The 18,957-nt window shown below is 44.6% G+C and carries 19 protein-coding genes; 9 read left to right on the top strand and 10 right to left on the bottom strand.

Annotated features, from left to right (window positions below; all coding sequences use genetic code 11):
• Positions 1-8: 8 nt before the first annotated feature.
• Positions 9-1,997, top strand: a complete 1,989-nt coding sequence (locus SNE26_RS28105) for a PAS domain S-box protein (RefSeq protein ID WP_321557139.1) — start codon at positions 9-11, stop codon at positions 1,995-1,997.
• A 103-nt stretch (positions 1,998-2,100) separates the two neighbouring features.
• Here SNE26_RS28105 and SNE26_RS28110 read toward each other — a convergent pair whose 3' ends face one another.
• The 10 genes from SNE26_RS28110 to SNE26_RS28155 form a co-directional block, all read right to left on the bottom strand.
• Positions 2,101-2,880 carry a CHAD domain-containing protein gene (locus SNE26_RS28110; protein WP_321557140.1) on the bottom strand — a complete coding sequence of 260 codons (780 nt, stop codon included), beginning with the start codon at positions 2,878-2,880 and terminating at the stop codon, positions 2,101-2,103.
• A gap of 196 nt (positions 2,881-3,076) precedes the next feature.
• Positions 3,077-3,835, bottom strand: a complete 759-nt coding sequence (locus SNE26_RS28115; protein WP_321557141.1) for a DoxX family protein — start codon at positions 3,833-3,835, stop codon at positions 3,077-3,079.
• A gap of 166 nt (positions 3,836-4,001) precedes the next feature.
• On the bottom strand, positions 4,002-4,787 hold the full coding sequence (locus tag SNE26_RS28120) for a hypothetical protein (protein ID WP_321557142.1): 786 nt from the start codon (positions 4,785-4,787) through the stop codon (positions 4,002-4,004).
• 854 nt (positions 4,788-5,641) lie between these two features.
• Entirely contained in the window at positions 5,642-6,790 is a 1,149-nt protein-coding gene (locus SNE26_RS28125) for a type II secretion system F family protein (RefSeq protein ID WP_321557143.1), read from the bottom strand.
• The gene (locus SNE26_RS28130) at positions 6,790-7,287 is read right to left on the bottom strand and encodes a hypothetical protein (RefSeq protein WP_321557144.1); all 498 of its coding nucleotides are present in this window, start codon (positions 7,285-7,287) and stop codon (positions 6,790-6,792) included. Before SNE26_RS28130 ends, SNE26_RS28125 begins: the two co-directional genes overlap by 1 nt.
• A complete protein-coding gene (locus SNE26_RS28135) occupies positions 7,277-7,645 on the bottom strand; it encodes a hypothetical protein (RefSeq protein ID WP_321557145.1) in 369 nt (122 codons plus the stop codon). Before SNE26_RS28135 ends, SNE26_RS28130 begins: the two co-directional genes overlap by 11 nt.
• Complete coding sequence (locus SNE26_RS28140; RefSeq protein ID WP_321557146.1) at positions 7,627-8,895, bottom strand: hypothetical protein; 1,269 nt, start codon at positions 8,893-8,895, stop codon at positions 7,627-7,629. Before SNE26_RS28140 ends, SNE26_RS28135 begins: the two co-directional genes overlap by 19 nt.
• A gap of 1 nt (position 8,896) precedes the next feature.
• Positions 8,897-9,496 (bottom strand): hypothetical protein, encoded by a 600-nt coding sequence (locus SNE26_RS28145; protein ID WP_321557147.1) that lies wholly within the window; start codon positions 9,494-9,496, stop codon positions 8,897-8,899.
• Positions 9,493-9,996, bottom strand: coding sequence for a hypothetical protein (locus SNE26_RS28150; protein ID WP_321557148.1), 504 nt, complete (start codon positions 9,994-9,996; stop codon positions 9,493-9,495). Before SNE26_RS28150 ends, SNE26_RS28145 begins: the two co-directional genes overlap by 4 nt.
• 8 nt (positions 9,997-10,004) lie before the next feature.
• Positions 10,005-10,964: a hypothetical protein gene (locus SNE26_RS28155; protein WP_321557149.1), complete on the bottom strand. Its 960-nt coding sequence runs from the start codon at positions 10,962-10,964 to the stop codon at positions 10,005-10,007.
• 242 nt (positions 10,965-11,206) lie between these two features.
• Between SNE26_RS28155 and SNE26_RS28160 the strand changes: the two genes are divergently transcribed.
• The 8 genes from SNE26_RS28160 to SNE26_RS28195 all read left to right on the top strand — a co-directional run bounded on the left by SNE26_RS28160 (position 11,207) and on the right by SNE26_RS28195 (position 18,954).
• The gene (locus SNE26_RS28160) at positions 11,207-11,632 is read left to right on the top strand and encodes a type IV pilin protein (RefSeq protein WP_321557150.1); all 426 of its coding nucleotides are present in this window, start codon (positions 11,207-11,209) and stop codon (positions 11,630-11,632) included.
• A gap of 1 nt (position 11,633) precedes the next feature.
• Positions 11,634-12,161 (top strand): hypothetical protein, encoded by a 528-nt coding sequence (locus SNE26_RS28165; RefSeq protein WP_321557151.1) that lies wholly within the window; start codon positions 11,634-11,636, stop codon positions 12,159-12,161.
• Complete coding sequence (locus tag SNE26_RS28170; RefSeq protein WP_321557152.1) at positions 12,158-13,591, top strand: GspE/PulE family protein; 1,434 nt, start codon at positions 12,158-12,160, stop codon at positions 13,589-13,591. Before SNE26_RS28165 ends, SNE26_RS28170 begins: the two co-directional genes overlap by 4 nt.
• Before the next feature lie 6 nt (positions 13,592-13,597).
• Entirely contained in the window at positions 13,598-15,526 is a 1,929-nt protein-coding gene (locus SNE26_RS28175) for a hypothetical protein (RefSeq protein ID WP_321557153.1), read from the top strand.
• 4 nt (positions 15,527-15,530) lie between these two features.
• Positions 15,531-16,745 carry a hypothetical protein gene (locus SNE26_RS28180; protein WP_321557154.1) on the top strand — a complete coding sequence of 405 codons (1,215 nt, stop codon included), beginning with the start codon at positions 15,531-15,533 and terminating at the stop codon, positions 16,743-16,745.
• Between the two features lies 1 nt (position 16,746).
• The gene (locus SNE26_RS28185; RefSeq protein WP_321557155.1) at positions 16,747-17,274 is read left to right on the top strand and encodes a hypothetical protein; all 528 of its coding nucleotides are present in this window, start codon (positions 16,747-16,749) and stop codon (positions 17,272-17,274) included.
• Positions 17,275-17,834: 560 nt separating this feature from the next.
• Positions 17,835-18,386 (top strand): OmpH family outer membrane protein, encoded by a 552-nt coding sequence (locus SNE26_RS28190; protein ID WP_321557156.1) that lies wholly within the window; start codon positions 17,835-17,837, stop codon positions 18,384-18,386.
• Between the two features lie 4 nt (positions 18,387-18,390).
• Complete coding sequence (locus SNE26_RS28195; RefSeq protein WP_321557157.1) at positions 18,391-18,954, top strand: hypothetical protein; 564 nt, start codon at positions 18,391-18,393, stop codon at positions 18,952-18,954.
• The last annotated feature ends 3 nt before the right edge of the window (positions 18,955-18,957 follow it).

Here is an 18,957-nt window from a genome sequence, read left to right on the forward strand (position 1 = left end):
AGCTTTTCATGAAAAACAACCTGTTACCTGACCTCTTCACCTTAACCGCCATTTTTGAAGGAATGGAAGATGCGGTATTGAGCCATGATCTTGACTATATTATTTTGAACTGCAATCCGGCTGCCGAAAAAATGTTTGGCTGCCCGGCCCCGGCGTTGTTAGGGCAGAACATCCTTACCTTGATCCCCGAAAGCGTCCGTCAGGAGCAATTGGCTATTCTTGAACGTGTATGGTCAGGTGAAAGAATAAATCACTTATATACTGTCCGCAGCAGTAAGCTACAGATTGATTTTCCGGTATCACTTACTATTTCCCCAATACGGGATGAACAGGGGGAGGTAGTTGGAGCATCTCACATTATGCGTGACATTACTGACGAAAAAGAGACGGAAGAGAAGCGGGGCATGCTGGCTGCAATTGTAGAAAACTCTGATGATGCCATTATTAGTAAAACCCTTAACGGGATCATCACTACCTGGAATGGCGGTGCTGAAAAGATTTTTGGTTACCAGGAAAGAGAAACTATCGGTAAACATATATCTATTCTTATTCCTCGTGACAGGCTGGCCGAAGAAGATATTATTATTGAAAACATCAGGAATGGTAATAAAGTTGATCATTTCCAAACTGTCAGGCTGCACAAAAATGGAAGCGCCATTGATATTTCCCTTACCGTTTCGCCGGTAAAGGACCGCCATGGAACCATCATTGGCGCATCAAAGATTGCCAGGGATATTACAGCCGCCAAAAACGCCGAAACAGCTATTCGCCATCAGGCGGAAAAACTGAAGATCCTGAATGCCATAGGGAAAGCCATTTCAGAGAAACTTGATACGGAATCTATCCTGCAAAAAGTAACGGATGCCACTACACAGATTACCGGTGCTGCTTTTGGCGCATTTTTTTATAATACCATCAATCAGGATGGCGAAGCCCATATGTTGTACACCTTATCGGGCGCGCCAAAGGAGGCTTTTGAACATTTTGGAATGCCCCGGAATACGGCCGTTTTTCATCGCACATTTAGCGGTGAAGGCGTATTAAGGGTAGATGATATAACTAAAGACCCCGGGTATGGACAAAATGCGCCGTATTTTGGGATGCCCGAGGGGTACCTGCCGGTAGTAAGCTACCTGGCTGTGCCTGTTATAAGCAGTTCGGGCAATGTTATTGGGGGCTTATTTTTTGGTCACCCGAAAGCCGGTGTTTTCCTGCAAGAGCACGAAGATTTCGTGGTCAGCCTTGCTTCCCAGGCGGCAGTGGCGCTCGATAACTCCAGGCTATTTACCGAAGTAAAAGAGCTGAGCCAGAAAAAGGATGAATTTATCGCTTTGGCCTCCCATGAATTAAGAACGCCCCTCACTTCTATGAGCGGTTTTTTACAACTGCTGGAACGAAAGGTAATTGATGTAAACCGGCCTTTTGTTGCGAAGGCAATAACCCAGTTAAAAAAGCTGAATGCCCTGATCAATGACTTGTTCGATATCTCAAAAATACAATCCGGAAAATTGCAGTTTTATTTTGAAGAATTTGATTTTACGACACTTATCAAAGAGAACCTTGAGGCTATTCGGGAGGCATATACATCACATGAAATTTATTTTGACGAAACCGGAGAAATGATTTTAGAAGGGGATAAAATGAGGCTGGAGCAGGTATTAACCAACCTGGTCACCAATGCGATCAAATATTCGCCGGAATCTGATAAAATTGAGGTGTCGGTAAAAAAGTCAGAAACTGAAATTCAGGTATCGGTTAAAGATTACGGTATGGGCATCAATAAGGAAAATATCAGCCACATTTTCAGCCAGTTTTATCGTGCAAAAGATGTAAACAGGAGCATTACAGGCCTGGGCTTAGGATTATACATTACCAAAGAGATCATTGAACGGCATGGGGGCCGTATCTGGGTAGAAAGTGAACCCCGGATGGGATCAACTTTTTCCTTTGTATTGCCGCTAAAAACCCAAAGCGGTATTAATGCCGGCCTCCATTAAAACGGGGAAGAAAGGTTCTGAAAGTATATACTTCACCTGATTTTACAGGTGTTCTATAATCGGCCGCTTCGGATATGTATTTTCTCACATTGTTACGCCATGGCTAAACTGCGGCCAGCGGGGAGCTTGCCTGTTCGCGAAAATTCCGGGTGAGCCTGGTGAGCCGTCTTTTAAGCGCGGCCGACTGTTTCTTTAGTCCGTTAAGCGTCCCGTTGCTATTCCGGGTGTCTTCAGTGGTTAAAAGAAGTGCGATGGCCAGTTCATTGTCATGCCAGTCGCCGATGGCTGCCTGCACCTGGTCAAGATAAGTTTCATTAAAAGCCAGGTCCAGTTCCGGGCGGGCCAGGGGGTAATTATAAAGCAGTACCTTCAGTTGTTTACGGCAGGTATGCAGGTCCTCATTAAAACGGGGACGGTTTAAGGCTGCAGCAATGGTTTCCAGTTGCTGCCTGTAATACAGGGAGAGGTGCAGTTTACTGATTGACCTGATCCGCCTGAGGAGCCTGCGGCGTGTTTTCCGGAGCCAGGCCCTGTGCTGGTCCTTGTCAGCGTTAAAAGCCCGGGTAGTAGTTTTCATGATCCGCTGTTGTTCCTGGATAAAATCGGCGTTTTCACTAACAGCTTTGCCCAGTTCCTGGTTTATATAAGCATTCCTGATTTTTCCGGCCTGCTTAAAGATCTTACGAACGGGTTTGAAGCGTTTCTCCAGCACAGCATCCTTGGCCGCGCTGTCTGCTAAGATCAAAAGCGCCCGCAGTTTTTTTACCCCGGTGCGAAAACGATGCAAATCTTCCTGTTCGTCGTTTTTGACAAAAGAGCGGAGATGGCGTTTCATAGTTCGCCATGTCTTAACTACGTATTTCCGTTCCGTCTTCTTTTTCATAGCGGTTGCCGTTGTTGCCGGGGGCTTTGGTAATATCCTCAAAAAAGGATGCCACATATTCAAAAATACGACTAAAACAACAAATTTGGTGCTAAAAAGGCGATCTAATTAACACAGTATTGTTACAGACAGATAAACGTTAGCTGCACAAAAGCCAGCTGATACCTGCAGAAGCAGTAGAATAAAGCCCTTGTGTTCATTTGCTATGGTTTGTATTGCCTGCGCCTGGCGGCCTGGTGATTTCCGCCGGGGCTTTATCATATTGGGCCAGGCAACTATCCAGCGGTTTGCCCAGGTTGTGTACGCAATCGCAAAACACTTTACACGCTTCGGGCTTGGCATTTCCTGCACATCCGTTATTGCATTCAATTAACGAATTGCCCGGGCGGATATCATATACAAATTGGTTAATTACTATTACTGCGACTACGGTTGCAAAAACGCCTCCAAAAAAAATGAACGGAAACTTGTTGCTCCGCATTTCTGCCTGGGGGGGATAACTGCCTTTTTTATCTTGTTTAAATGGCAAAATGTATTTTAAACGGTCATAATCCCAGCCCAGCAAATATAAATTGGCAAGTACCATTAAGGTAGTGATGCGGGTGCCTTCAAACCTGAGGGCATAAGCCAGTATACAGATGTTCAGGATAATAGGAAAATAGATTAGCGCGCCCAGGAGCCGTGTACGGGGAATCAGTAACAGGATAGCAGCTGCCACCTGCAAAATGCCGATAAAAGTGTAATAATAGCCTGTATGGTGCAAGGCTTCTAAATAATGTCCCATCGGTTGGTTGGCCGATAAGCCGCTGGCGAACCGTTCACCTATAATCTTAACAGTACCGGCAATTATAAAACCAGCCGCCAGTACTATCCTGTTAAAAATAGCGAAAAGCCGCATCCATTTATTTCCTCTTGCCTGGTAATGCAATTGATCGAGTGTGGTAGAAAGGGGCATGTTTACCTGTAATTATGTTTATAAAAGTACTTTGAAATACAAAGTTAATAAAATAGATTGATATTTACAAGAAGCAAAAAATCCCCTTGGAGTTAACCAAGAGGATCTCTTTTTCTGTGGCCCCAACAGGGATCGAACCAGTGACACAAGGTTAAATAAAGAATTTTTATTTGACCCGCTTGTAGATTTCTATAGATTGGCCATTTGTAGCACTATTAATCACCTGGGTATATTCGTCATGACCATTCATCGTAACTTTAACAGTAAATTTATTACCCTGAAGAAGCCGGTAATTTGATATTTGCTCTTCTTCCCTAAGCGTATCATTACTAAAAGTAAATACCCCGGTGCCAAACCCATTTTTAAAGATGGTTTTTTCCTTATTCTGAGCGAGCCTGTGGACGAAAATAAAATGCCCTCCCCAGAATATTTTATACTGTGTTACATCAGTCGGGATTGTGTCTTTGCCTTTTATGGTATAGGTTCTTTCCATTTTCCACAAACCATCAAGCACAGAACTATCCGCCGGCGGGAATTTTTTATAATCTTCCGTCAATACATATTTTACACCTTTTACTGTGGCGAAGTCGGGAATGACCTGGCTATAGCCACCAGGTTTTTTTGTAACCTCAAGATTATACGTTAGGGATGAGTCGAGCGCTCTGCTGGTGTAAATACTATGTTCCTGAAGTCGGTTAGCCGAGTCAAGTGTATAAGTGCCCACACCAAACCCAACAGATGAGTCGGGTACTATGCTGGCATATAAATAGTTATGATCTGTGTAGATTTTAATTTGCGTTCGTTTAATAACAGAGTCTTTGCCTCCGTGATTAAGCACTTGTTTTTCAAGTTCGTATACACCCGAGAGGCCTGCCTCGGGCGACTTCTCTTTTTTCTTACATCCAAAAATCAGGAAGCTAAATAAAGCTGCGAAAACTAAAATCTTATTCATAATGCTTAAGGTTTAATATGATATAAGGCTTTATTTCGTCTGGTAGCGGTTTTTATTTGGCGGGCAACAACTTCTTAGTAAAAGAGCCAGGTAAGGACAAAATAATGCCTAAAATTCTATCACCATAAATAATGCAATTGGTTACATAAACTTACAAATAATATATATCATAAACAATTTGTTAGTGAATTATTAAAAGCTTGTTAATGAATTCTTTAAAAGAAGTAAGGCCGTTTAATTAAATACGGAACAATGAGAATGTGAATCAATATTCAGCCGGGGAGAAAAGATGCCTTTAAACGCAAAAAGGGCCATTTTCTATCGAAAATGACCTTCTTCTTTCTGTGGTGCAGACTTTAATTATAACAAACCATTTCTTTCATGATTTAAAGAGATTGGCAGATTTAGACCTAAATTGAAAGTGGTTCAAATAGTTGGATAAACCAATAACATTGACCACTCTTCGCTAATTTTCTTTCTTTTCCTAAAAGCCTGAATTTATGCACTAAAGATGGTCATTTTGAAATTGGCCAAACGGGGTCAGTCATGCGTGGTTTATCCAATATGGCTATTATTCCAGATTTTAGGAGGGTCAATATTTTAGAATGTACAATTGGCGAGAGTACTTCACTGGAGGGGCTATCCGCTGCGCTTTGATATGCCGGCCCGATAACGACAGCAGGCCGGTTGGAATCTCAGTTTAAGCGCGATGATGGCCAGGGAGAGTTTTGAACAAACGACTTTTGAGCCGGGATATCGGAATTACCATGCTGCTTTAGGCAACCCTTCGTCGACATTAAGGGCTTGGACATATTCGCAGCGTTAATCTCTTTCGTTGTTTAGATTCATGATTTTTACTGAAAACTATTACTCATCTGGAACATCGGCAGGTACATGGCGATCAGGATCACACCTACAATGAGACCCAGGAAAATAATGATCAATGGTTCCATCATGCTGCTGATCGTAGAGGTCTTGTATTCCACTTCATCGATATATTGTTCTGATATTTTAGCGAAGAAATAATCCAGTTGATTGGTTTCTTCGCCAACTTTTAACAGTTGGATCATTTTGGCGGGGTAGATCTTAAACTGTTGCAGACTCTGATGCAGGGATTTTCCTTTCAGAATGTCATCTTCCACTTTTTGCAGGGAGGATTCGATCGGGTAATAGCCGATCATTTGCCTGCTTAGTGCAATGGCCCTCAGCAGGGGCAGACGGGCGTTGATCAGCAGGCGCATGGAATTACAGAAACGGGCCAGGTAGATTTTTTGAACAATATGGCCGGCCAGCGGCAGGCGCAGTACCAAAGCGGAAATAAACTGCCGGTAACGCTCTGTTTTACGGCTGTACCAGGTCAAACCCGCGATAACAGCTATCACCATCACAAAACCATAAAAGTTATTTTCCATAGCCTGCGAGATGCTGATGATCTTTTCGGTGATCCAGGGCAGCTGACCGCCAAAACGTTTGAACACATCGCCGAACATCGGTACCACAAATTTCAGCATAAAAAATACCGCACCTAATGAAGTGCTTAATACTACGCAGGGATAGGTAAGCGCGGAAACAATTTTCCGGCGCTGTTTGATCTTGTTTTGATAGAACTTCGCCAGGTCCCCAAGTACTTCAGTCAGCTTACCGGTCTCTTCCCCGATTTGCAAGCTGTAAACTTCATAAAGCGAAAATTTGCCGGTTTGCTCCAGCGCATGTGAAAAAGGCACCCCTTTCAGTACGGCTTCCTGTATGGAACTGAACAACTGCTTGTCCTTTTCTTTTTCCTGGTCGGTAGTAATAAGCTCAAAGCTGCTTTTGAGGTTGATGCCGGCCAGCAGCAGGGAACTGAGTTCCAGGTACAGGGCTTCTTTTTTTTTATCAGTTAGTTCCCGGCTGCCAAAACTGATATCCTTATTGAGCAAGGCCGACAGGCTGCTTTCGCTGCCTTGCTTCGGTGGCTTTGGCGCTTTTTTAGGTTCGTACCTGCTCAGATCAATAGATGGCATCAGTTTAAGGGCTGGAATAGATTAACGGAACTGTATGTTTTACGGTAATGATACGGAATTTTCTCTCCCTCCGCCAACAATACGATTTGCAGGTCATCAATTTTCTTTTCTTCCCCGTTAGGCGGATTGCCATCAACAGGAACAGATTCAAATAAGGTGCTAAAACTTTCGGTGCTGACTTTAAACGTATCCGCAAGCAGTTTTTGACGGATCACCCGGTTTGCCTGGAAACGGTAAATGACGGTATCTTTATGGCTTCTCAAGGTCACTGTATTACTGTCCCTGTATATCATTTCTGCCTTATCGATATCACGGCTAAGACGCCGGTCGAGCAAGGCGAGGGTACTGGTATTACCATTGCGGTCGATAAAGGAGAGGTAGGAATGACTGATGATCGCATAAGCGCTGTACATCAGGCCAATCACAATAGCAGAGATGAGCATGGCAACAGTAAGCTCCATGATCGTGAACGCCGGCACCCTGTTTTTATTCTTCATGGCTGGCGATCACTTTTTTTAGCCGGGCTACCTGCTCATGTTTGGGATCAAAAGCGGTAAGTGTAATGACCGATAGTCCGGGCTCGTTTTCAAATGGTGTTATTTCCTGTCTAATGGCCAGATCGTCAACAGTGGTCGTTTGATCGCTATGGTCTTTTGCCTGCTCGGCCTGAAGCAAAGTATGTTGTAATATGGCCTGCGCCTTCAGCTTTTTAACAGAAAGCGATAAACGGTTTACATTAGTAAAAATCATCATGGCGATACCGAAAACCACAATAATGATGATCATCGAGATGATCACTTCCAGTATGGTAGACCCCTTGACACGATGCCTGTCTGTCAGTTTGCTTCCAGCCATTGTAGGATTTTTTTAGGTTTTCCGGCAACCGGTGTAAGGTCACTGCTCAAGTAATAGGGGGAAAGCGCCCGGGAGTCTATACTAACATTGATCAGGTAATTTTCGTACCGGGTGAACTCGCTCTGGTATAAAAAGCGTTTGGTGAATACGCTGCCGTTTATTGTTGTTTCGGCCCTCAGGTTTAAAATCCCCATAGAATAAACCTGGCCCTGCACCCTGGTCTTTTTACCGAGTGAAATAACCGGCGGCAGTTGTTGATCGTCTTTCTGGTAGCTAAAAATCAACCCCTCGCAATCAGTCCGGTCCCCGACGTTTAATTTAGCCGGCAGTCCCACCGTGTTGCCGGTAGTAAAACGAAGTATGCCAAGGCAGGACGGATAGTTGAAATTACAATCGCGTTCTACACTGATGGAGTCTGCGGCGAAAAGCTGGCAGCTGCCCCGGAAACCGCTCTTGACCAATATACCTTTGGCGAATACCAATACATTATTCAGACTGGCAGTGCTGTCGATGACCAGGGTGGTATCGGAATATAAAACGATGTTCCCGTTGAGGCTAACATGGCTGATTGTCTTTGCCTTTTTGCCAAAGCTGAAAGCAAGGGTTGGTTTTAGAAAAGACCGGGCAATGCTGTCCACTCCGGCGGGGAGATCGTTAACGGGTGGTGAAAACGATAATTGTTTTTGCAATTGCCCCAGCCTGGCTGCAGAAAGCGGCGGCAGCCTTCTTTCACTATCAAAGGTCTTGCCGTTAACGATATTTTGATCACCGGTATAAGCCTGGTTGTCAACGTAGGCCGTCCTGATGCCGGCTTTTGGAATATAAATGTTCCCCCGGATAAGGGTATTCCCGCTGACGGAGACGGGCCGGTCTTCATCGATGAGGTATAAAGCTCCCCATTTAGCGGAGTCGATACTGTTTGCTAAAGAAAAAACTTTGTAAAGCGTGTCCCTGCTAATGGATGCGCTTGCACTGCATACATCAAAGATGCCCCAGCTTGTTTTTTTTAAATTGATTGAATCTGCATCGCCGTTGAAAAGGCTGAAAGCATGCCCGTCTTTATAGATACTGTCCCTGCTGTTCAGCAAAATAGTGATGCCGGAGTTCAGGTTGTTCTGTAACTGGCCGGTACGGAATTTTGCCTGGTACTGGGATTTATACAGGTATGCCGCCACGATAAGCGCAGAGCAGATCACGCCAATAACCAGGGTGATCACAATGACCATATACAGGGCGGAGGCTTTGAGCATCTTATGGTGTTTTGGGTTGCTGGCCCCTGGTCGCTTTCTTTTTGAAAATGTTGATCCTTTTCAGGAAGCTGCCGTTTTTCGCCGGCACTATTTTGCCGTTTTTGTACAGGATGGTTTTAACCGAATCGATGGCTGGATGGTAAATGATCTTACCATCCAATTGATCATGATCATACCTCCCTGATTGTGTTTCGTTGCCACCTGCATCATAATAAGCGAATTTTCCTGTTTTCACACCTTCATCCCAGGTAATGACGCTGTTCAGCCGGCCCGCTTCGTTCCAGGTCTTCCAGGTGCCATCTTTGAGGCCGGCCTTAAATCCGCCCTGTGTGATCAAATGGTGATTCCTGTCAGACTCCTCGTAAATGCCGTTGAGCAGCTTGCCGCTGAAACCGCCCTGCTGTTCATGGATGGAATTACTCCCAAACCAATGATATAAAAGCCCTGGCCGCGTGGAAACCGTACCCGAAACGGGGTTCACCTGGGTGCGGATGATTTTAGCTGAATCACTGATATGAATATTGTAAAGCCCGTAATCCGGCATTTGGGCCATAGCGCCGCAGGATGAAAGAGTGAAAATGAAAAGTAATAGTTTCCTCATGGGTTTGCTGGCTTAAGGGGGATGAATTTTGTTTTGCCCTGGTAATTGATCCGGATCGAATCCCGCAGGTTTTTGATAAGTTTCAGGTTGCCGCTTGATTCGCCTTCGCTCATCATCAGCTCGGTTCCGTTCAGGTGGACCATGGCCACCAGTTTTTTAGAATCAGGGTTCCTGACATAGCCCACGTACCTGATAAAATCCCAGTTCATAACAGGCGCAGCTGCGTGTAGCTGCGCCTGCGCCGGGCCAGCAGGATTATGCTTATGGCTAACGGTATCTTTAGCTGCCACTATGCCAAAAGGATCCCGGTAGTTCAGCAATAGGTGCGTAGTATCCCGGGGAATGGCATAATCATTATAGGCTTCTTTTTTTACAGGTCCGGATATTGCCGGTTCATCCGGCCCGTTATCGCCCATTGCCCCGAAAACGCGGTAGAGGATCAGCCCCCAGACGATCAGGACGGCGGCTCCGAGCAGGTATGTGAATTTTTTATTCTTCATATGGCCTGTTATTGCAGCACAAAGCTTTGCAGAGCCGAAGGGGTACTTTCATTGCTGGCCGCATCGAGCGCGGTAACCTGCCAGTAGATCCTTTCTCCAGGTGTGCCCAGGGTGAAACTGTAAGTGTTGGTATTCAGTAAGGCAGGGTACGCGGTGCTGTATAACGTAGTCGAGTCGGCCTTATATATGTAAAGTTTATAATTGGACGCCGCGGCAGATTTCGTCCATTGCAGGCTGACCGGTTTGCTGATCACTGCATTGTTTTGTGGTGATGAAAGCGCTACGCCGGCAGGAGGAGTGGCATCGAAGCTGATATTATTGACAACAGACCATTTGGATTGTTCTGTAGTGTTCTCGGCCCTTACCCGCCATTGATAATTCTGGTCTTTGGGGAATTTGTAAGTATACTGCTGGCCTGGGATGGTCAGGTCAATGAGAATGTGGCTGGCATCGGCAAAATTATTGGTATCCGCCTGGATATGGTAGTTAACAGCACTGAAAAGTGCCCCCCATTTAAAAGTTATACTGCTTTGATTAGTAACCGTATTGTTGGCGGGAGAGCCCAGGACTACGGTTTGAGCGGTAAGTGATGAAGGAATGACGGTAAGGTGGTTGGGCGTACTGAATTCCGTTTGGGAGCTGCCGTTCTCTGCCCTTACCCGCCATTGATACTCTCCGGGGTCGAGCGTTAGTGTAAAGCGGTTTCCTTTAACCAGCGTATCGGCAACCAGGCCGCCAATGGTGTCAAAGCCGGGTGTTACAACCTGCAGGCGATAGGATAGGGCATCTTCAACCTCTCCCCACCAAAAATTAATATTATAATTCGTGCTCTGGTATTTATCTGAAGGCGCGTTGAGCGTTACCGGTCGTTTGCTAATGTTCGGCTCGATAAAATCCTTGCATGCTGATAGGGAAAATATCAGTATGGCAAACATGGCAAACTGGATTTGTGCGGGTCTAAGTTTCATTTCGACTAAATTAAAAATAATTCATGAAATGGCTTGAATGATTTTAAATACCATGTTAGCAAACCCACCGTGGAGAATGTTGCCGGATGAAAACTTTTATTTAGTGTAATTTACCCGTAGGGAATAGTTTTGCGCTTTCGGTACATGATCAATAATCTTTAATCAACTGAATATCAAATATTATTAAATGGAGGCGTTTGCACCGAAATAAATATTTGTTAGCTTAGTGCTGAAATTTAATAATGAAGTTACCTAAATTAAAATCACAAAAGCGGCTTACCGCGTACACGCTTACCGAGATCCTCGTGGTTTTGGTAATCATCGGGATATTGGTTTTACTGGTATTGCCGAACCTGCTTCCTTTAATTACGAAAGCCAAAAGCACTGAGGCTAAATTACAGCTCAATCATTTACAGGTATTGGAAAAAAACTATTTCTACGAGCATTCCAAATACTCCAAGGACCTGATTGAACTGGGTTTTATCCAGGAAAAGCTGAGCACGGAGGGAAAAGATGCCAAAGCTAATTACCGCATCGAGATCACCAACGCATCCAATACCGGATTTACAGCAAAAGCCACTGCTGTCGTCGATTTTAATGGTAACGGCACGTTCAATGTTTGGGAAATTGACCAGGACAAGAACCTGAAAGAAGTAACCCCGGATTGAGGTGTCATTGGTTTTAAAGTTAATAATCCTGACGGTGCTTGGCGCTTTGGCAATACAGGATTTTAAGAGCCGGTCGGTGTATTGGTTCTGGTTCCCTTGTTTAGCAGTTGCGTTTGCTGGCATGCATTGGTTCAGGTTTCGTCAACTGGGAGATTACTGGGAACCGGTTACTTTCAATGTTCTTTTTGTCAGTTTGCAGCTTACTTTACTGACGCTATACTTTTCGCTCAAAAATGGGCGGGTCGTGAATATTACTCGTCAGCTTCTGGGTTGGGGAGATATCCTGTTCTTTTTAGCTGCTGCTTTTTATTTGTCAGTATTGAACTTCTTGTTCTTTTATGTGGCAAGTTTAATTGTGGTATTGTTTTGCTGGTTGCTGTGGCAGTTCATTTCAGTAAAGGGGGAACGCTACATTCCGCTTGCGGGGTTTCAATCCATTTTGTTGATCGTGTTTTTAATGGCTGACTGGTATTGTTTTCACTTTGATGTGACGGATGATAATTGGTTACGGCATATCTTTTTGTTATGAGAAGCGGGGAAGAAATTTTATTGTTAACCGAAAATGTCCACCTCCTCACTAAGGAGCAGGCCTGGCATTACCGTGTCCTGCCGAAAGGAGGAACAGACCTTCGTATGGAATTGTATTGTGAAGCCGGAGCAGAGGAAGACAGCCTGGCTGCCGAACTGGAAGTACTGTTGGGGAAAGAAGTTCTGCTGGAACCTGTGCCGGTGACCTCGATCGCCAGGTTGCTTTCCAAATACTACTTGCGGGACAATGCAGTAGAGAGCGCTACCCAATTGCAATTGAGTAACCATGCGGATGATTTCCTCGAAAACCTGATCGCGGAAGCGAAAAATCTGAAGAGCAGCGATATTCATATCGAACGGTATGAACACAAATGCCGGGTAAGGATCCGGATCGACGGAAATATGGTAGAGCGCTACCTGCTTAAAAATGATGACTACCCGGCGCTGATCAACAAAATCAAGATCTACGCCAATCTGGACATCGCCGAAAAGCGGCTTCCTCAAGATGGCAGGATCAACTTCAAAAGCGGGGGTAACCAGTTTGATATCCGTGTTTCCGTATTGCCAACCTTATATGGTGAAAAGGTGGTGTTGAGGTTGTTGAATAATGATGCGACTGATATCGATCTGAACAGCCTTGGTTTTTCGCGTTTTGACCTGGAAAATTACCTGCAAGGGGTAAAGCGTCCCAATGGCATCCTCTTGATCAGCGGGCCTACGGGTTCGGGAAAGACAACTACGTTATATGCAACGTTAAAATTATTGAATAAAGAGACCCGGAATATCCTGACCATCGAGGACCCGGTGGAATATACGCTGGAAGGGATCAACCAGGTGCAGCTGAAAGAATCAATCGGGCTGGGTTTTGCCGCTGCGCTGCGCACTTTCCTCCGGCAGGACCCGGATGTGATCATGGTAGGGGAGATCAGGGACCCGGAAACAGCCAATATGGCGATCAGAGCGGCACTGACCGGTCACCTGGTGTTATCAACTATCCATACTAATTCAGCCTGGGGAACGGTGTCGCGCCTGATCGATATGGGAATACCTCCATTCCTGGTGGCAAACACTTTAAGTACCACGGTTGCACAACGTTTGATCAGGCTGCTGTGCCCGCATTGTAAAACGTTGCATGATTTTAACAATTCGATGTATCCGCGCCAGTACCGGCCTTCACGTGATGTAGCCCACCATTACAAGCCGCATGGCTGTGAACAGTGTTACTATACCGGTTATAAAGGAAGAAAAGCGGTTTATGAAGTAATTCCGATCGATCTTGAGCTGGCTGAAGAGATCAAGAAAGGAAACGCGAATATCCACGGCCTGTTGTCGGAGCGCGGTATCCATACGCTGGCTGAGAATGCTTTCGATATATTCAGTGAGGGGCTGACCTCAATTGACGAGATCTACCCGCTGTTATTTAATTATTAAGGAGATATGGGGAAAAGATTTTTACTTTTTTTATTTTTTATCATTGCTGCCGGCTGCATAAGCCCAATTATAGCGCAGGAAACGGAGCGGATCCAGGGTATCCACCAGAAACTGGACGATCTGGCCATAAGGGTCCCCGGGCTCAGTCAGCGTGTGCAACTGAGGGTCAGTGGTGTTTCGATCAGGGAATACCTGAATACATTGGCGCGTGTCAATAGTTTGAATATCAGTGTTGACCCGACGCTGACGGTAACGGTCTACGATACGTTCAACAATGCGACTGCAGCCAATATCCTCATGTTGCTGGCGCAAAAATATAACCTGGATATTTCGGTTGTAGGGACGATTATTTATGTTACCCCCTTTCAGGACCCCAACCGTTTTGTGAAGCCGCTGGTGAAGGATATCAATGCGAAGTATAACCAGGCAGAGAATAAACTGTCACTGGAACTGCAGAATGACAGCCTGCCCGCAGTAGCCAAAAAGATCAGCCAGGTCTCCGGCAAAAATGTCATTGTGCCGGGCGCTCTGCAGGGTAAGGTGGTTACGGCGTTTATCGAAGGAGCTCCTTTTGAAGGGGCGCTGGAAAAGCTGGCCTACACCAATGAGTTAAAAATGGTCAAGACTGCAGATGGTTTTTACCTTTTCCAGCCGCTGGGGGAGAACGAGGAATTGTATGTAAACGGTGACCGGAATACTTCGGTACGTAAAAATTTCCGGCCGGTTGGGGCAGTTGCCGGGGGCGCGACAGGGCTGTACGTGCGGATAGTGAACGGGCAAAAGCTGATCTCCGCTGATGCGGTCAATGCGCCGATCAGTGATATGGTCAAGCAGGCCTCGCAGGAAACCGGCAAAAGCTATTCGATCTATTCGGAGATCAAAGGAACTATTACCCTTCATGTAACGGATGTGAGTTATGACACTTTCCTCAACCTGCTGTTTAAAAGCACCGAGTATACTTTTCATTCGGAAGGCGGGATCTATATCATCGGCGACCGCAAGCAGGAAGGCTTAAGATCTTATCGGGCGATCCATTTGCAAAACCGCGCGATCGACACGGTCATGATGATGATCCCTTCCGACTGGAAACGTGGACTGGAAATCAAAGAATTCCGGGAACAGAACACCCTGCTGGTATCAGGATCGGATGCACAAATCAACGAAGTGGAAGCTTTTATCAGGCAGCTTGACGTTTTGGTGCCAAGTGTATTGGTTGAAGTGACGCTGATCGATATCCATAAGTCGAACACGATTTCTACCGGGATCTCGGCGGGTGTTTCCGATAGTGTAAAAACAGGAGGGACGGTGCTTTCCGGGCTGGATTACACGTTTGGGGCCAAGTCGATCAACAGCTTCCTGAGCAGCCTCAGTAAAAATAGCTCTATCAATCTGGGCCGGGTGACCCCCAATTTTTATATCAGCCTGAAAGCGCTGGAGGAAAGCAATAATGTCGATGTGCGTTCGGTACCCAAACTGGTCGCCCTGAACGGGCATACCGCTAAAATGAGCATCGGCAGTAAAAGATATTATAAAAACACGACCCAGAATGTGATTACGACCACGGCCACGCAATCCATTTTTTCCAATGTGTATGAGGCCGTGAATGCCGACCTGTCGATCGGGATCAAACCGCTCGTATCCGGCAATGATGAGGTGACACTTGGCATCAGCGTCAATATTTCTGACTTTACTTCCATCCCGACAGACGGCTCGCCGCCACCCCAGTCTATCAGCAAGTTCGAAACCAGCTTGCGGGTACATAGTGAAGATACCATTGTATTGGGCGGGATTGAAAGGACAGAGAGTGATGAAAGCGGCTCAGGTATTCCTATACTTTCCAGGATCCCGGTATTAAAATGGATTTTCAGCAGCCGGACGAAAACCAAATCAAAAGTGGTGAGTGTGCTATTCATTAAATCGACCATTATCAGATAGGCCTATGGAATTGCTGGACAGGTTTTACGGCATTAAGCAGGCGGCAGGGTTGGCTGTTGTTATCGGTAAAGATGGCAGCGCTATAGTTAATTACTGCCAGGTATCTCTGGATGGTAAAAACCTTTCCTTTGAAAAGAAAGTTACCGGGCTAAGCCTGCAAGAACTGGGAAAACAGGTCAAAACGGGAATACCCCTAAGTATCAGTATCTCCGGCAGGGGCGTACTGTATAAACAACTGGAGCGGGTAGAGGAGATCGGCCCTTCGAATTTCTCCGCGGTGCTGCCCAATGCAGCCATAGATGATTTTTACGTACAGCATTTCCCTTCCGGCGGGCATTCCTTTGTGGCAGTAATCCGTAAGACAGAGGCGGATAAATGGCTGGATGCTATATCAAAGCAGGGACTTTCTCCACTCATGCTGAGCCTGGGGCCTTTTCCCATAGCACATATCCTTCCGCAATTGAATATCTATGATGAAGAAATCATATTTGCCGGTGTAAAAATTGTAAGGTCTGCGGATAAAAGCTGGGAAAAGGTCAGTTTTCACGAAGAATTTCAGGCGCCCTATACCATTAAAGTAGAAAACGAAGTGCTTGACCAGCAGTTGCTGCTGCCTTATGCGGCGGCTTTCCAGTTGCTGCTATCGGGTAAGATTGATGTGGTCAAAGCTGATGCGCCTGCGCTGGGATCGGCATTTGAAGGACTGATCAGTGACCGGAAGTTTAAAGTGAACGGAATGGTCATCCTGCTGATATTTTTCGTTTTGCTGCTGGGTAATTTTGTATGGCTTTCAGGGCTGAATGCCGAAAATGCCCGGCTTGCGGCAGAAGTAAGTACCTCGGCCAGGACGAGCACAGATCAGCAGGCCTTGTCGGATGAGATCAGGCAGAAGGAGTCGTTATTGAGGGATCTTGGATGGGATGGCGGCATCAACAAAAGCAGTTTGGTTGACCAGGCGGCGGCATTAATGCCTGCGGAGATCACATTAAAAGAGATCAGCGTTAACCCGGTTGACGGGGCAGCAGATCATAGTTTTGGCAGCCTGAAGTTCCGGGAACGGAAAATACTGATGCGTGGGGAGTCGGCGCAGATCATACTGGTCAATGAATGGGCTGCCCGGCTTAAATCAAAGAAATGGGTGAAGAACGTGGAGCTGGAAAGCTACAACTTCAATAATGAACTCAATACAGGTATATTCACGATAACGCTAAGCTATTGACATGCTGAAATACTGGCCTTTTAAAAAAGTTTATCTGCTGGTGCTTGGAACTGTCCTGCTGGCTGTTGCTGGTTATGAATTGGCCTTCAAACACACACTGGAGGCCAGAAGTGTAAACGGACAACTCCGGGAGCAGCTGGCGCAACAAAATAATGCGACTGAGCAGCCCGGGTACACCGACCGGAAAAACGCTAACCTGAACAGGATCATTGGTCTTTACCATGCAGATACAGTAACGTACAGAAGCAGCGCGATCAATGCCATAGCCTTCCTCGCGGAAAAAAACAATGTTAAATTTGTGAGCGCGCCGGTGCAGGACAAAGGTTATCATACCGAAAAGTATATTCTTCAAAAACTGGTTTTTTCCGGTGATTATTTTTCATTACTGAAATTGCTGAACCAGTTACAGGGAACAAATGGCACAGGGATGATCCGTTCCTGTTCTTTGAGGGTTCCGGCGAGGCAGGACATGGCGTTGGGTGATGGAAAGGTGCTGCTGGATGTGTTTTTGGAAGTCATCGTGAAATAGGTTTGCCGCGAGATTTCCAAGAGCGAAAAAGTGAAACATATTTTCAACGCTCCTCTCGTTTTTTCCATCAAAGTACACATTGTTTATTGTTTCATCGTATTTAAGTACGGAGTAATAAATATTGAAAAAAATCTATTGGTGTCATTAATGATAACAATTTAATAATAAGAATATTTAAAAGTTGTATTTGTTTGAAATGATAATTAATTATATTTGACCCACCTGGCAACATGTATATGGGCACCTTATCACAACATCAAAATAATTCTCTTCGAGTCTCATTTGGACTTATTCAATTGGAAAAATTTTATTGGCAGAAATGTCTAACTCAATCTTACAAGCCTCGATTGCTGTTAGATATCCAAATTTATACTAATCTCTAATCTTATTGAAAAGATAGTTTTGTCGTCTGTACAAATCTTAGCCCTTTCTATTATTATGCTGATGAACAAGGTAGAAGAACTAACCCTTTATTGGATTGGTAAGCACAAAGGATTAAAATCTAAATAATATAATAAACAGGCTTCAAAATACATACAAGGCTTTAATTGAAATATTAAGTGAAAAAAACAAATACACAACCCGACTCACCAATAAACAAACAACAATTAATAATCAATATCATATTCATTTGTGCGATCATAGGTTTGTTCACGCAAAGCATATTATGGCATCGTAAAACCGCCTACATCGATTCCAATAAGGTAATCAGCGGATATAAGGAGATTGATCTGGCAAAAAAGGAATTTCAAAAGAAAGTGGAGCTGTATAAAGAACGAATGGATACCTTGACCGGCCATGTTAAACTGGATATGTTAAATATGGAAAAATTCAGGAACGATAAAGTTCAGTTTCAGCATTACCGGGACTCTTCACAGTTTCATAACAAACAGGTATATAATTATCAGAAAGCAATGCAACAATCATTGCAGGAAGAAGAGGCAAAATTAAGTAAAGTGGCCCTGGAAAAACTGAATGTTTTCTTAAAAACTTACGGTAAAGAACATGGCTACGATATGATTTTCATAGCAAATAATTCAGGGACTATTGCTTACGCAAAAGACGGATATGACATCAGTGATGATGTTTTAAAGGAAATAAATAAGCAGTAATTATATGAACAGACTGACATTATTTCTTCCAGTGACATTTATGGTTTTGATTTCCTGTTCACCGAAACAAATGAATGAGCAAGAATTAAGAAAGTATATGCTGGATGAAAAGAATGGAGTAAAAAAAGAAATTGTAGACGCTAACCAACTAAAATTAGAAGTTTATTTAGTTCGCTCAGAACTGATAAATGATAAAAAGAAAGAAGACAAGAAAGATTCTCTACGATATTTTATGTTAGCCTTTAGCAAAAATGACCGCGAAGCATTGGCGCAATATGCAGGCCAAAATAATTATGCACAGCTGGTTGAGAACTTATCTTTTAATGCTGCCAAATATTGCAGATTGATTATTAATAAAAAAGACACGGTTCAGGTGAGTAATTATTCATTTATAAATAATTACGGCACTTCGCCATCTAATAATTTGCTATTGGTGTTTGACGCGCCTTTGCCAGAATCAGAATATGAACTCGATGTGGATGATCCTGGATTTGACATTTCTGACAGCAAATTTATTTTTAAAAAAACTGATATAAAGACCTACTACAATATTAAATTGATAAAATAACCC

This window comes from Mucilaginibacter sp. cycad4 (assembly GCF_034263275.1).
Classification (GTDB): Bacteria; Bacteroidota; Bacteroidia; order Sphingobacteriales; family Sphingobacteriaceae; genus Mucilaginibacter.